General features: G+C 58.5%; 13 protein-coding genes. 1 reads left to right on the forward strand and 12 read right to left on the reverse strand.

What is annotated here, in order from left to right:
- Nucleotides 1-2 precede the first annotated feature (2 nt).
- The 4 genes from EQG79_RS06660 to EQG79_RS06675 all read right to left on the reverse strand — a co-directional run bounded on the left by EQG79_RS06660 (nucleotide 3) and on the right by EQG79_RS06675 (nucleotide 4,474).
- Nucleotides 3-1,553 (reverse strand): phosphatase PAP2 family protein, encoded by a 1,551-nt coding sequence (locus EQG79_RS06660; protein ID WP_129600813.1) that lies wholly within the window; start codon nucleotides 1,551-1,553, stop codon nucleotides 3-5.
- A 15-nt stretch (nucleotides 1,554-1,568) separates the two neighbouring features.
- Nucleotides 1,569-2,465, reverse strand: coding sequence for a hypothetical protein (locus tag EQG79_RS06665; protein ID WP_077920867.1), 897 nt, complete (start codon nucleotides 2,463-2,465; stop codon nucleotides 1,569-1,571).
- Nucleotides 2,466-2,491: 26 nt separating this feature from the next.
- Complete coding sequence (locus EQG79_RS06670) at nucleotides 2,492-3,613, reverse strand: hypothetical protein (protein WP_129600815.1); 1,122 nt, start codon at nucleotides 3,611-3,613, stop codon at nucleotides 2,492-2,494.
- A gap of 321 nt (nucleotides 3,614-3,934) precedes the next feature.
- Nucleotides 3,935-4,474 (reverse strand): hypothetical protein, encoded by a 540-nt coding sequence (locus EQG79_RS06675; protein WP_077920866.1) that lies wholly within the window; start codon nucleotides 4,472-4,474, stop codon nucleotides 3,935-3,937.
- 170 nt (nucleotides 4,475-4,644) lie between these two features.
- Here EQG79_RS06675 and moaA point away from each other — a divergent pair, with 170 nt between their 5' ends.
- Nucleotides 4,645-5,625, forward strand: a complete 981-nt coding sequence (gene moaA / locus EQG79_RS06680; RefSeq protein WP_129600817.1) for a GTP 3',8-cyclase MoaA — start codon at nucleotides 4,645-4,647, stop codon at nucleotides 5,623-5,625.
- Between the two features lie 48 nt (nucleotides 5,626-5,673).
- On the opposite strand, the gene EQG79_RS06685 is transcribed toward moaA, so the two are convergent.
- The 8 genes from EQG79_RS06685 to EQG79_RS06720 all read right to left on the reverse strand — a co-directional run bounded on the left by EQG79_RS06685 (nucleotide 5,674) and on the right by EQG79_RS06720 (nucleotide 14,915).
- A complete protein-coding gene (locus EQG79_RS06685) occupies nucleotides 5,674-6,633 on the reverse strand; it encodes an ABC transporter substrate-binding protein (RefSeq protein WP_129600819.1) in 960 nt (319 codons plus the stop codon).
- A gap of 120 nt (nucleotides 6,634-6,753) precedes the next feature.
- Entirely contained in the window at nucleotides 6,754-7,878 is a 1,125-nt protein-coding gene (locus EQG79_RS06690) for a PepSY-associated TM helix domain-containing protein (protein WP_129600821.1), read from the reverse strand.
- Between the two features lie 102 nt (nucleotides 7,879-7,980).
- Nucleotides 7,981-8,901, reverse strand: a complete 921-nt coding sequence (locus EQG79_RS06695) for a polysaccharide deacetylase family protein (protein WP_077920862.1) — start codon at nucleotides 8,899-8,901, stop codon at nucleotides 7,981-7,983.
- Nucleotides 8,902-8,999: 98 nt separating this feature from the next.
- Nucleotides 9,000-9,560: an RNA polymerase sigma factor gene (locus tag EQG79_RS06700; protein WP_129600823.1), complete on the reverse strand. Its 561-nt coding sequence runs from the start codon at nucleotides 9,558-9,560 to the stop codon at nucleotides 9,000-9,002.
- Between the two features lie 48 nt (nucleotides 9,561-9,608).
- On the reverse strand, nucleotides 9,609-10,049 hold the full coding sequence (locus EQG79_RS06705; protein ID WP_077920860.1) for an META domain-containing protein: 441 nt from the start codon (nucleotides 10,047-10,049) through the stop codon (nucleotides 9,609-9,611).
- A gap of 107 nt (nucleotides 10,050-10,156) precedes the next feature.
- Entirely contained in the window at nucleotides 10,157-11,425 is a 1,269-nt protein-coding gene (locus tag EQG79_RS06710) for a helix-turn-helix transcriptional regulator (protein WP_129600825.1), read from the reverse strand.
- A 128-nt stretch (nucleotides 11,426-11,553) separates the two neighbouring features.
- Nucleotides 11,554-13,926 carry a penicillin acylase family protein gene (locus EQG79_RS06715; RefSeq protein ID WP_129600827.1) on the reverse strand — a complete coding sequence of 791 codons (2,373 nt, stop codon included), beginning with the start codon at nucleotides 13,924-13,926 and terminating at the stop codon, nucleotides 11,554-11,556.
- A 164-nt stretch (nucleotides 13,927-14,090) separates the two neighbouring features.
- Nucleotides 14,091-14,915 (reverse strand): peptidoglycan-binding protein, encoded by an 825-nt coding sequence (locus EQG79_RS06720; protein WP_129600829.1) that lies wholly within the window; start codon nucleotides 14,913-14,915, stop codon nucleotides 14,091-14,093.
- Nucleotides 14,916-15,000: the final 85 nt, after the last annotated feature.

Genomic DNA, 15,000 nt, shown 5'->3' on the forward strand with positions numbered 1-15,000 from the left:
TATTATAGTCCTGATCCATCGGCCTTACCGCGCGATACGGCATAGGCACCGATATTTTTGCCGCAGACCAGCCCCGACTCGCAGTCGGACCGGAAATGGATCATCCCATAAATACGCGATACGGAGGCTTCCTGCGCTTTGGCCATGAACTCGTTGGTCCGCTCGGGAAATACGTACGATAGCACCGCAGCCGCAGCCCCCGAAAAGGTCGAGTGGCCCGAGGTATAGCTGGGGAAGTTGGGCAAGCCCACCGACGTTTTCACGCCAAACTGCTGCGGCCGGGGGGTATAATAATAGAACTTGGTTTCCCAGCAGCACACGCCGGCATCCTGAAGCGCCGTACTGACCAGCGCCAGCGTTCGGGCCATACGCACCTCGCTGAAGCGCGCTTCGTGGGCGGCATCGGCAGCGGTACGGGCCCAGTGGCCGGGCGGGGTATAACTCCCGGCTCCGTCGGCCCAGAAGTTGGCAATGCGGGCCTGCTCACGCGTCTGGTTTTTCTGAATAGCCTGTAGCTCGGCCAGTTCTTTCTTAAACTGGTCGCTGCCCGGCAGCGGAGCCGGGCCGGGCCGTAGCTTCACCAGTGTGGCGCGGTCAAAGTTCCAGAGCGATACCGCTCCGTAGTTAGGCAGCATGGGAGGCCGGGCCGGAGACTCCTGACTGACCCAGATGTCGGCCAGACCACGGGCTTTGGCTGCTTCGATCATCGCAGCCGTTACGGTCTGGTTATTCGACGCACTCATGCCATCGGTCCGGGCGCGGGCCATTACCTTAGCACCCACCTGGCTGCCGAGGTCAGCCCCGGCGGCCAGGTCGCTCGGTACGTTCATCCCGGCCCAGAGCCGACTCTCGCGGTGTTCGGCCAGCTTCGCGTCCAGAAACGGCCCTTCGCCCGGAAACATAGCCTTCAGAATAGTATAGGACGCCGTCGCCACAACCGCATCTTCAGACGGGTAGGTAGGCAGGGCCGATACCGGCAGGGCTACCCGCACCGAAGCGTCTGTTTTGGAGGGAGCCGCCCGTTTGAAAGCGTATTTGTAGTGCCAGGTTGCTACCAGCGCATCGTATTGGGCCACGCTCAGATACGCCAGGGCGCGGGCGGTATAGGGCGGGTTGGCAAACGGAAACTTCGGATCGGCCAGCGGATTGGCTGCGTCAGGAACGGGGTACTTACCGTCGGCGTTCGACGCAGGTGGCACGTTGTATCGGGCCGCTAGCTCGCGGGCTATCTCGTTCCAGCGGTACACCGCCCCGGCGCCCCAGTACACGACCGCTTCCTGCTGCTCGCGGGTCAGGCTGGCCGATTTGGTCTTCAGATCATTCAGCTCGGCCAGATAGGCCGCCGACGAGGTAGACGCCGGAGCTGCCACGGTAACGTCGGTCGGAGCGGTCAGGATGTATGTTTTCCAGCTACCCGCTTTGGCATCGACATCGGCCGGGCTATAGGCCACCCGCTGCGGTTCTTCAATGGTTTTATCGCAGGACGTCAGCACCGCCGACAGGCCCAGTACCGACAAAGCGGCTATCAGTATAGTACGCGTATTGAATTTCATGATGGCTACTGTTAATTACTTACCGTTCAGCTGAAAAAGGAGACCGAGCATGTAGCTGGTACTTTGGCCAGCGTTCAGCCCGTCGGTGACGTAGGCCACCCGCGCGTTCAGGCCGATGTTGCGCGGCTGAATTTTACCGTACCAGCCCACCTGCGTCATCTGCATGTTGTTGGTCGGGAAAGGCATGTCGTTCCGGCGAATATTGTCGCCATTGACACAGGCAAACCGCTCGGCAAACACCTCCGTCTGCCAGGCCCGGCGCACCACGCCCAGCCGAACAGCCGCATCGTACGCATTCGGCACGCTGACCTCGTCGGTATTGTATACCCGGTTGTCGGCCTGGTAGGCGTCGCGGTCGATCCGAATTGTGCTTCGCCAGATGTACGAGCCATGCGTGGTTACGTACAGGCCCGTATGCGGGTGGGTGTAGTTGAGCAGGAGCCGCCCCGTAACCGTACGCGCCTGCAGCCCGATCGACATCGGCAGAAAGTCGGGTACGTAGTTACCAACCGGTATTGACCCACCCACGATGGGGTTGACCGATAAGCCTTTGTAGTCGAACGCCTTCAGTTTCAGCCAGGCCGACAGATCCTGAAAACCCTTCTGGCCCATAAGGTTACCCGCGCTGGTACTGGTCCAGACGTAGGGCAGGTTCAGAATCAGGTTGACCCGGTTACTGATCCCGATAGCGGGCATGATGGCGGCCGTACGGGTGGTATGGCGACCAATATTCAGGTTTTCCCGTTTGAGCGTCCCTTCCCAGTAGTCGGTCCAGGTACTTTCTCCGTACATACCGGCAATACAAACGGTTTTCCGGGGCATGTAAATGGCATCGTGGGGCATTTGCGCCCGGAGGGGTGCGCTCAGCAGCGATAGCAAAGCGACTAGTATCAGACAAGCAATTCGTTTCATAGTACAGGCAAAGCCATAAGGCCCGTTTAGAACCAGCGGGATACGGTGAACGAAATCAGGTAATCGGCAAAGGCCGCATCGCCGTGCCGCAGACCGGTGGGGTCGAGCCGGTCGGCGTAGCTTTTGATCCGGTTGCGGTACAGCGCAACCGGCACCGTGAGGGCGGCTGACGTTTTGTGGCGCATATAGGCTAAACCCGGCTCAACGGATACGATATAACCCGGCCGCCGGAAGCCGCTGCTCCCGCCAAAAGCGTCGATAGCGGGAACGCCTTCGACCCGGCCACCCAGCATCACCGCCAGGCCCGGTATGGCTGAAACAGACTGACTCAGCCCTATGCGGGCCGCAAACTGATCGGGGACCGAAAACTCACCCGCCACGAGGTCGATGGTCGTAGCCAGCGGGTTGCGCCGAACGCCGTTGGTTTCGCGGGGGTTGAACAGGTAAAATCCGTTCCCATAGGCTGTTAGTCCGCCAGTCAGCTGCCAGTATCCCTGCAGTTCGACACTGGCGCCCACGCCCCCGTCGCCGAGTTGAATCGATTGATCGACGGGCAGGGTAATGGTATAATCCTGCCCTTCTTTGTTGAGTTTATGAAAACTATCCGTAGCGCGGTAGTTACCGGTTGGCAGCTTCACGCCCAGCCCGACGGCCAGGTTGGCTTTGGGCAGACTCGCCGGATTGGCCAGCCAGTAGCTCCCCGACAGCCGCAGATCGCCGATGCCTTTCGAGCCGGTAGCGAAGCGTTTCTGCGCCGGGTTAGCGGTCAGGCTGTTGCCGTAGTGTTCATACAGCGAGGAGCGATCGTTGGTCTGCACCGGCAGGTTGACCGATACCGACCACCGCAGCGCAGGCATGTAGGTGATGCCCAGGTCGAGGGCGTGCGATACGTTGATAACCTCGGTGCCCTGCTCAACGCGTTGCTTCTGTTCCTCGTCGCCCACAAAGTGTTTGTACGACCGAAAGAAGCGGTACCCGGCCGAGACCTGCCAGTGGCCGGTACGTTGTTTGAAGAAATCGGCGGAGTTGGTACCCGCCGGAGCCGCGCAGCTCATATGACGAACCGCCACACAGCCCTGCGCCTGGGCGATGGCAGTAGAAAATAAGGTGCAGGCAGTTGCCAACACGATGGTATAAATCGGTTTCATGGAAACGAATAGCTGAGATGGAAGAATAAACAAATGGCCTGGTCGATAGCCGTAGATCAGCAGACGCGAGCCTGGTATGTTATTGACCATGTTGTGTCTGCGTACGCGTTAGGTCGAAAAGCTGCGCTTCACGAAACGGTACGAGTCAGACAGACTGTTTATACCAGCGCTTTCCGGCTGAACAGTCAGCTCCAAAAGCCACCCGGCACGAAACAGGCGGATCAATAAAAACCAGTTCAGGCGATTGGCTGATGCACGCGGCACGAAAAGCGAGCCCGTACGGGACGCTTTACTATCGACAGGCAGTACTACAAAAGCATCTCAGCTTTCGGGCGGGGGAGAATGGATCGGCAGCGCGCGGGAGGCAAACACGAAGACCACATCGGGAATCCGGATCACATCGTGCCAGTGGGGAAGTAGAAAATTGAAACGAACCCGCGGAACGGGCGAGTATTCTTTCAGAAGAAGCTTCAGTAACTGACTGGCTTTCTGGCGGGAGTTACTGGTTCCGCTCACGTGATCGTTCAGGAACGAGAGCAGATCACTGCTCCAAAACGAACGGTTCTCGGTCTCGAGGGCGGCAATGTGAAGCCGGTCGCCCCGCACCTCCATGCTGACAACATCGTAATAATGACCTTTGTAGGTAAAGCCTTCGGAGGTGGTACGGGTCAGGGCAACCGCCTTCCGGGTGTCGCCCATCGGAACCTGGAATTCAACGATGCTGTCGACGGAGCGGTAGACGAGCAACTCTTTCGACAGATCATGCTCCGCCTGCCACCACGCCCCCACAGCCACCAGCACATAGGCCAGGGTGTGGTAGAGGAGCAAGCCGAAAAGACCGATCGATACAAGTTTCTTCACTATTCCCAGAAAAAGTAGACCTCAAAAGTAAGCATTAATGATAAACAAAAGCAAGAGTCTCGGCAGGAAACTCTCTGTCTTTTCGGTAGATTATAGATTCCGATGATCAATATCGGCCAATTACTGGAAGCTGCAATCAAAATCGGTAGCTTTGTGTTAAGCTCGTACGTATGATTGTCGATAACCATAACCGCCCCATCACCTACCTCCGGCTTGCCGTAACGGACCGCTGCAATCTGCGGTGCTTCTATTGCATGCCCGAAGAAGGGATCAGGTACCTGCCCAAACAGCAATTGCTGACCTACGAAGAAATGGAACGGCTGGTGCGGGTACTGGCTCGGCTGGGTGTCAGCAAGGTTCGGATTACGGGCGGAGAGCCGTTTGTCCGGTCGGGGCTGATGACGTTCATGCACCAGTTGGCCGAGGTGCCGGGCCTGACCGATCTGTCGATGACGACGAACGGCGTGCTTACTGCCCCGCACGTGACGGCCCTGGCTGCGCTGGGGGTGAAATCGGTCAACCTCAGTATCGATACCCTCGACCGGGAGCGGTTCCACCAGATTACCCGGCGCGATGAACTGCCCGCCGTGCTGCATACGCTGGATGCGCTGCTGGAAGCTGGTATACAAACCAAACTCAATGCGGTCGTGATGGACGGGCAAAATACGCAGGACATCATTCCCCTAGCCGAACTGACCCGTCAGCTGCCCGTCGATGTGCGGTTCATCGAAGAAATGCCGTTCAACGGCGAAGGCAGCCACTATCCGGTGCTCCACTGGACCCACCGGCGTATTGTCGATCACCTCCGGGATCATTTTCCGGACCTGCAACGCCTGCCCGATGCGCCCTTCTCAACGGCCAGCACCTACCAGATTCCCGGTCATCAGGGCACGATCGGGGTAATTGCGGCCTTTAGCCGAACGTTTTGCGGCACCTGCAACCGCATCCGCCTGACGGCCCAGGGTACGCTGAAAACCTGCCTGTACGACAATGGCGTTCTCGACGCCCGGGCTCTGCTCCGCAGCGGAGCTACCGACGCCGAACTAACGGCGGCCTTCTTACAGGCGTTCTCCCACCGCCCCGCCAACGGCTTCGAAGCCGAATCCCGGCGCGACACCGTAACGGAATCGATGTCGACCATCGGCGGGTGAGGTTACGTTCGCGACTCGTTGGTTATCAGCCAGTACGACCAGCATCCTCTAGAGCTTTACGGCTTCGGGAACGCCTTCCAGATACGCATTGGTAAACAAGGTAGCCGCATCCACGCGCTGAATCAGTTCGCCATCGGCATCGGTCAGCAGGTGGTTCCGGATGAGCCAGTTGGCAAACGAAGCCCAGACGTTGCGGTGCATATAGCCCCAGTGCCCATCGGCATCGAGATAATATCCGGAAGCCGACAGCTGGCTCTGTTCCACGAAGTTGCGATTAGTCAGGGTCGGGTGTTTCGAGCTGTCGATCAGGAGCCGGGCCGCTTCGTCGGGGTTGTCGACCGCAAACCGGAATCCGGCGGCTGTAGCCGTCAGGAACCGATGCAGCATGTCGGCGTTTTGCTCGGCCCAGTCGCGGTTAGCAGCCAGTACGGGGCTGTAGCCGTAGGGAATCTCATAGTCGTCGAGCAGGAACTGGTTCAGCTCGATACCGCGAATATCGGCCTCTACACCCTCCCAGGGCAGAAAAATCCAGGTTGCGTCGGCCTCGCCCGTCAGCAGCGAGTTCCAGATGTCGAGCCGGGCGGGCTGGTGTGAGATGAACTGGCCATTGCCGCCGTCGTTCTGAATCATCTGCCGGATAATGTCGTCTTCGTAGCGGGCAGCATAGGATGCGTAGACCTTGCCGTCGAGCTGCCGGGGGCGGGTGATACCGCTCTGGCGCAACGTAACAACGGCGCTGGCATCGCGGGCCAGCACGGCGGCTACGGCTACCAGCGGAACCCCGTTGGCCTGATAACTGAAAATACTTTCGGATGGGGTGATGGCCAGATCGGCTTCCCCCTGTGCTACCCGTTTGGCGGGAGTTGTCTGGTACTTATCCTGATCGGGGGTGCTGATCTCGACTGTCAGACCAGCCCGTTCGTAATCGCCCCGGGCCAGGGCTACGTAAAATCCGGTATGGTTGGTATTTGGTGTCCAGTCCAGGGCTAAGCGAATGTGGCTGCTCATACAATTCGATGGAGATATGGCAAGCTTAACCCACCACCGGGCCGAAAGTTTTCGGCCCGCGCCAATCGCCCCGATATTTAGAATTGACTGCAATTTCTTGCCGGAATCGTCCTAATCGGATCAGGCGGGTACACGTGCCGACGCGGGTTTACGGACGGGTTTGGCAGCCGCTTTTCGGGCCAGCTTCCGTTTGTTCCACCAGATCAGGAAGCCCGACACGGGGAGCGACGCCGAGAACAGGCTCACCATAAACGCCAGAAATTTGCCCGGCAAGCCCAACCAGCCCCCCGTATGAATATCATAAGCCGCCCCGCGCGCCCGGTCGCCCCGCGAAAAATCCTGGTACCGTTTTCCTTTCAGCACCGCGCCGGTATACTGGTCGAAGTTGTAGATGGTGTATTTCCGGTAAAATGACCCTTCGTCGTACCGGACCTGCACCCGCAACGCCCCTACCGAATCGGCCGGAAAAATGACATATGACTCAAACGCGTTCGGCTCCAGCGCCACAACCTGCGCGTAGGCCCGATCGACCGAGGCCGGACGAGCGTCGGGGCGGTAGACCGACTGTACTTTGGCACGGTCTCGGGCGGGCGAACCGGTGAGGGCATACAGGCCGTTTTCCCACCACTCGAACGACCAGATCAGCCCTGTCATAGGAATGAGAAGCAGCAGCCAGGTTAGGTAAAATCCACCCACACTGTGCCAGTCGTAGTTGACTTTAGGCCAGCGGGCGTCCCACTTTACGGTGAACTTCGACCGGATCATCCGCTTCGTCTGGGGCCACCACATAACCAGGCCCGATACCATCATGAACAGGTAGATCAGCGCGGCCGTACCGATAATGTAGCTGCCCGTTTTTCCCATCATCAGCGTCGTATGAATCTCGCGGTCGATGGCGAAAAAATCGCGTTTCAGGTCGCGTATGCCGAGTACCGAGCCGGTATAGGGATGTACACTGACGAGCCGCTTGTCTTTCAGGAGTACCTGGTAGGACCGGTCAGCCTCGTGGCGCCGGAAAATACGCTGCAGCTTCGCCTTTGGAACGTCGCGCCGGACCACATCAGCCACCTGCCCAACGGTCAGCATCGGACTGGTGCGCGGCTCCACAAACAGCTGATCCCGGTGAATCAGCGCCTGTACTTCTTCCTCAAAAACGAACAGACAACCTGTTACACTACTAACGAACACGATCAGGCCCGATACCAGTCCAAGCCACAGGTGAAGTTTGCCGAACGTTTTTCTCATAAACTATCATGCGGGTAAGCACCCGGCCTTGTCAGTAACAGGCGGGCACTTACCCGCATTACGGGCAAAGGTCTACGTACTTTAGAATTATTCCAAATTAAATCAATCAAAACTCCCGACCATATTCCGGTGCAGGGTGCGGGCGCTCCACTGTCCACCGGCAATGATCCGCCGAACGGTATAGAGCGGCATCTGATCGTCGCGTTTGTCGGCCAGGGTAAAGGCGGCTGCGTAGCCCCGCTTCTGCAGTTCGGGCAGGGCGGCTTTGTTCCAGAGCCCGAACGGGTAGGCAAAGTACCGAACGGGTTTACCCGTGATGCTTTGTAGTTTGGCATTGGGTTCGTCGATCTGGGTTTTCCAGTCGTCGCCCTGGTATTTCTTCACGTTATGGTGGTCCCAGGTATGGGCGCCGATCACGTGACCGCGATCCGACAGGTCTTTGATCTGGGTTTTGTCCATATAGGGCTGCTTACCCCGCCGGCCAATGGCTACCGTCATGATAAAGAACGTGCCTTTGAAGCCGTGTTTTTCCAGGATGGGCGTGGCCGTCTCGTACTGATCGAGGTCGCCATCGTCGAAGGTAAGCATGACCGGTTTGGGGGGCAGGGGAGCCCCCGTAGTCAGGTACGCGTAGAGCTGATCGGGCAAAATGGTATGGTAGCCACTATCGGCCAGCATCTGCATCTGCTCCCGAAAAGCCGCCGTTGGGATAATGTAATCCCGGGCCGTTTTGGAATCCTTGGGCCGCCAGTCGCGAATCTGGTGGTAGCAGAGGATAGGTACCTGAGGCCGCGCCAGAATGGTAGCCGCATCGGCAATTTTACTCGCCGGAATGGCGGTTGGGTCGGGTGCCGGACTGGCCGCAGGGGCAGCCGGTTTAGCCTCGGCTTCAGCCACCGGCCGGTCGGTTGTGGCGGCTTCGTTCGTGTCAGAGCCTTTGGACTGGCAGGCGGCCAAACCGGCAGCCACACATGCAGACAGGAAGAAATTAGTTACGAGGGGCAAGTATTGACGAGTAAGCATAGAGAATTAGTATGTTCTCAAACTTACGGAAAAGCGCCAGCCAATTACATACCTCGTCGGGTTTTTGATCAAAAATCAATCCAATGCACCAGCCTTCTCTAGCGCCGGCCTTCTTTTTCAACAATCTGATCATACAGAATCCGGGCGCGGTCGCGGGCGCGCTTGACCCGCATTTTTACCGCGCTGGCGGTGGTGTCGCGATCCAGGGCCATCTCTTTCAGTTTATTTCCCTGTTCGTACTTGATCAGCAGCAGATCGCGCTGACGCTGGTTCAGCTGGGCCAGCACCCGGTTGGCCAGCAGCACCCGCCGGTCTTCGGTATCGCCCGAAAAATCGTCCGGTTCGGCGCATTCGCGGGCGTAGTTGTGGATATGCTGGCGGATGCGCTGTTTCCGGCGGAGCTGGTCGATGCAGTAGTTGACCGTCATGGTATGGAGCCAGGTCGAGAGCAGCGCTTCACCTTTGTAGCCGTTGAGTTTACGGCTCAGGCGCATGAAAATCTCCTGGGCAAAGTCCTGCGCGTCGGCATGACTTTCGGTATACATCAGGCAGCGGTGGTAAACGCGCTGGTAATGTCGGGTATAAATTTCGGCAAAATAAAGGTTATGACCTGTTTGCAGATACAGGTCGACCAATTCCTGATCGGATACGTTTTTCATGGGTAGCGACGAGTACAAAAAAGCAGGGAAAGCAACCGGCAGCCGTCCCTAGCGGGCGGGCGCGGCCGTAAAGCGGGCAAGGAGCACCGTATCGCTGCTGAGCAGCAGGTAATTATCGGCCAGGGAGTACTTGGTAGCCTGCGCGAGGGCCTTCAGGAACTGGCTCTCGGTTTCCATATCGGGGCAGGCCATGCGGGTCGTAGCCAGCGGAGCAAACGTAATGCGGTTGCTGCCCGACAGTTCGTACGTTCCCGTAATTCGGTTGCAGCCGCCGGAGCCACTTACTTTGTTGACCTGACCCGGCGTAAACAGCAGGTGGGCCCGGCGTTCGGGTTCGGGGGGAGTAACCGCCCGGCCATTGAGTTCGGTCAGGTTCCACCGATGGGCGTACAATTCTTCACTGCCTTTCATAACGGGTTGAGCCGGCTTCTTTGTCGCACAGCCTGCGCTGACCAGTATCAGCACCACTACCAATCGGACTACGATCATGCTTGCGGATGTTGCGGTAAAACACAGTGCAAAACAATCGTATTGGTACGTACCGAATCTCAAATCAGGGACCGGGTTGGTTCCGAATTCAAAGTGTGAAACAAGAATCAGGCAACCGGGGCCGATGCGCCCCCCTGCAGCGGCTGTACGTGGCGCAGCGAATACTGGGCGGGCGTTAGTCCCATATGCTTCTGAAAAGCGCGATAGAACGTTGTTTTCGACGAAAAACCCGCCAGGGCGCTGATCCCTTCCAGCGTCAGATGGCTAAACTGATTACTCTGGATCAGCTGGCAGACGTACCGAACCCGGTACTCGTTGACATAGTCCCGAAATTCGACGTCGAGCACCCGGTTCAGCATGGACGAGAGCAGGTAGGGCGGCAGATTTACCGCCACCGACACATCGGTCAGCGACAGGCGCGGCTGCAGGTAGGGCTTGTTGGTAGTCATGTACTGCTCCAGCACCCGCAGTTTGTCCTGCACATCCTCTTCCCAGTCGTCGCGGCTGGCCGACTCTGCGGGCCGAACGCTCCTGATGGGTTCGGCCCCCGGCCGGGCTGGCGCCGGCAAAACCGGCTGACCGGCGGTCTGACTGGCAACCGGACTCAGTCGATCGGCCGGTGAGAACCAGTAAGCGCCGTAAAGCAGCGTTGGCCGCTGAATGATATACAGACAGACCGACAGCTGCGTAACGACAAACACCATATTGATAGCCTGGTTAGCCCAGGGCGTTTGCCAGACAAACAGCATAATCAGCAGCCAGACGACATTGGCCGCTACGTGAATCAGCACAAACGTGGTAATCCAGTTGGCATAGGTCGGGTTGCTGAATCGGGAAAACGTCTGGCTACGCCGGTAGCTCAGCAACAGCTGTCCGGCCAGCAGGGCGTAGATAATCCCCGACAGGGTATACCCAACCGTATTGACCATGGGCGGCAGCAGGCCTTCGGTAAATCGGGCCAGCGAGTTGCTCGTCAACGGCAGTGATTTCAGATGAGCAATCTTGTAGGCTGTACTCTGGCAATAGAAGGGAATCAGTTCAATGGCGTTGAACAGGGCGGGCGCAAACAGCCACAGAAACCGCCGGTCGAACCGCGATTCGGCCCGCAGCGATGCTCGAACGTACAGGTAAATCATGGGGCCTGTCATGTAATGCAGCGGGGCCGCCGTCCGGAACAGATGCGGAACCTGCAAAATACCGCCATTTACCAGCAGCGAGCCTATAAACCCGATGTACCCGTACATGAGCAGGAGCAATGACAGCAGCCGGTTCACGTAGGCGCTCGGCTGTTTCTTGCGCCAGAGCAAACACCCGACCAGCACCGATAGAATACTGCTGGTCAGTACGGCATACGACAGAATGATACGCCAGGGCATGAATGGATTATGGTTTAGTTGAGTAATTTTCTCTACCTAATCGAACATATAAAAACAATATACAGACAAAACCCAAAAAGAAAGCCCGGGGTTATCGTTTGTGTACAAGCGGCACAACCAACTAATTATCAGGGCTTAATCAGTATAGTGCGCTCGGCTACCGACTGAATCTTTTCCCGCGAGAAGAATACCGGAAAATACCCATTCTCGGCCCAGAGCGGAAAGAGGTCGCCATAGTGCGGGCTTTCGGGATCTCCCGACTGACCGGGGCTATTGATACCCAGCGTTTTGTCCCAATCTTCGGTATCGACCAGAATCCGGAACGAGGCTCCGTGGGTCTGGTTCAGGTCGTTGGCGGTAGCGTTGACGGTTTCGCCGTAGCCACCCCGCGCCACCGGCCCCAGGTTAATCCGCTTCTGCATGGCTTTGTCAACCAGATCGCTCAATGGGTGGGTAATGGTGATGTGCTTGTTCTTGCGCTGGCCGTAGCTCCAGTCGTCCATGTCGTTACCCAGGCGGGTGGTCAGGTCGGCCACGGCCCGGTCGAGGCTGGTCAGCAACAGACTGTCGCGGGCGGGGGTCGGCACCAGCAGCGCGTCGATGACCCGTTTCGAGGGCAGACTGCGCAGGTAAGTCCGGGCGTTCTGGGGCACCTGCGCTTCATAAACGGCTTTCTTCAGCTCCCCTTCCCAGGCCACGTAAATAGCGGCTGCCACCGACTCGGGGTTGAGTCGAAAATCCCATTTGCGGAGGTAGCTCAAGGCCTGCTCGGTGCGGTTTTCGGACGAAGCCAGATGGGTCAGCAGCGGCACCAGCGTACGGGCCGGAATGGACAGGTAATCGGCCTGGAGCGCCATGAAATCGACCAGGTTCTGCCGCTTGCCGTCGCCCAGCACCTCCTCGATCCGATGGGCGCGGCTGGGAGCGGCCCAGGTCCAGCCGATGGCGTTCCGGTTTGGAAAGCTGACCGGGGTCAGGTTGTTGTTGGCCGTTACCACATAGCCTTCGGGCGGGTTGAGTTTGTTGGGCAGTTGCTGGATGGGCAGGTACCCACCCCACTCGAACCGGCCATCGCCCGGTACGGGCACCAGCCCGCTGAAGTTTTTCCGGATGGGCGAGAGTCCGACAGCCTGCCAACCAATGGTTCCGTTGGGTTCGGCCGTTTTACCGGCCAGCGGACGACCCGCCCAGATCATGTTCTCGCCCGGAATCCGGCTGTAGGTACAGGCCTGTCGGAACTCGGCCCACGACCGGGCCTGATTCATCCGCAGACTGGCCAGGTAAGGCGCGCACCCCCGTTCGAGCCAGCCCGCCCGGATGGCGTAGGCCTTATGGGCGGCTTTGTCTTCGAACACTACCGGGCCGTGGCGTGTGTATTTCAGCTCGGCCCTAACAGGCGTACCGCCTTTGACCGGAATCGTTTCGGTCCGAACCGTCATGGGTACCCAGTTGCCTTTGTAGCGGTATTGATTGGGGTTCTTCGGATTGGTTTCGTACACCAGCAGGTCTTCGTTATCGGTTTCGAAGATGGTCAGTCCCCAGGCGCCGTAGTCGTTATGACCGATCGACACGCCCGGCAGGGTTGGCTCGCCTGCTCCGATCACGTTCCAGCCCGGCGCGTGCAGATGCACCCAGTATCGCAGCGAGGGTGTACTTTGGGCCCGGTGGGGGTCGTTGGCCAGCATGGGATACCCGCTGGACGATTTGTTGCCCGCCAGCACCCAGTTGTTCGAGCCAACGTGTTGCTTCTCGGTATCGAAATAGGCATCTGTCTGCGCTTCGTCCTCGTCGGCTTTGGTAGCCCGCCCCTGAAACTTGAGCGGCAGCCGGAACGCTTCGTACAGACCCAGTATCGGCTGAAACAGCTCATCGCCGTTCACCTGCAGCGCCAGATCAGGCTCTGCGGGGCTGGCCGCCGGATGAAACCACTGGAGACTACGCAGCTTTTCGGGCCCGATCAGTTTGACCAGCCGGCCGTAGTTCAGCTCGTCGCGAACGTTCCCCAGCAGGCCCTGGTGACGGCTGATGACCACCTCAGGCGTCCAGAAACCGGGCTTGGTATTGAGCACCCGAAACTCGAACGGCAGCTTTTCGGGCGTTTTCAGGATCTCGGTTATGTAGGCGTTGATGCCCTCAACAAACGCGCGCACAATCTGTGGGCCACGCGGGTGGTAATGGATCAGCTCCTGGTCGAGCGTACCGTTTGCTCCGCCCGTTCGATACCGAAACAGCCGCGTACCGACATCGCGCTTTACTTCCTGCGGACCAAGCAGTTCGGCCACCGTTCCCGTTGCCTGCCGACGCCACATTTCCAGCTGAAAAAGGCGATCCTGCGCGGCCAGATACCCCTGGGCAAAAAACAGATCGTGTTCGTTGCGGGCGTAGATATGGTTAACGCCCCAGCGGTCTTTGATTACCTCGACCGGTAGTTGAACCCGCTGCGCTGACAGCGAATGCAGAAAAGCCGTTGCGCAGAGAAACAGCAGTACAAATCGACGCATACGTATAGGTTTGTAAGGCAAGATACCAAATCAACTGATTACTTCAGTAACCAATATAGCAGGCCGTTGCCATACCGCACCCTACACATTCCTACGATTTCTATATTCCTGAAATAATAGTCTATAAATCAGAACAGAATCGATACCCGACCGATTGGATTGCCTTACAGATCCTCGACCGAGAAAACGTCCAGGGTTTGCTGGCGGAAGTTGCGGACGCGGGCAAATACGGCCGTCCCGTTGGGCGAACCGGTCTGGTTGGTGTTGCCCTCGACGGTCGAAAAGACGCCATCCCCCACGGCGGTGATGATACCGGTATGAAACCAGTCGGGCTTGCCCTGAACGGTTCTACGGAGCAGAAACAAATCGCCGGGGCGCACGCGGGCGGGGTTTTGCCGAACCGTCGGGCTGCTCAGTAGTCGGCCGCTGTTCTGGCCGGCCCGCGCGACCTCATCGCAGCTAAGCGAACGGGGCATCAGACTCGTAAACACCCGGCCCACAGCCGACGAGGCCTGATCGAGTATGGCTTGCGCGAACCCCATGCACCACAGTATATCGGGTCCTTCCAGCCCCTCGCAGTAGCTGCGTACCCAGGGCCCCAGATTAGTCGTGCGCGTACTGGTTTGCAGCTCGGCCGCGAACTGGCTCCGGTGCCGGGCCGCTACCGCTACGATCAGCTCCCGCACCGACTGCCCTGGCTGGGGCTCAGCCATCGTGAAAGCAGCGCTGAGTGGCCGGGTTAGCCGGTTGAATACCGCCGGGGTAACCACGCCCGTTGGCGATAGCTGTACCCGTTCCTGAAACCGTTTGACGGCCTGTTCGGTGGCGGGTCCGAAGTCATTGTCGATCTTAACGGCCAGGGCTACCGTCGGAAAAAAGGGTGCGTTCAGGCAAAGCCACTCCTGCACCCGCCGGACATCGGCCCCTGTATGGCCCCGTTTTACCGGAGCGGGCGGTATGAGCTCCGTCTGGAAATTTGTCTTCAACATGATCGGTTCGTTCTGGCTGGAAAGGAGATTACAGGAAGCGCTGGCGCGGATGATGTTACCCATACAGGAGGGGCCAGGGCGTTGG

This window comes from Spirosoma sordidisoli (assembly GCF_004138325.1).
In the GTDB taxonomy this organism is placed as follows: Bacteria; Bacteroidota; Bacteroidia; order Cytophagales; family Spirosomataceae; genus Spirosoma; species Spirosoma sordidisoli.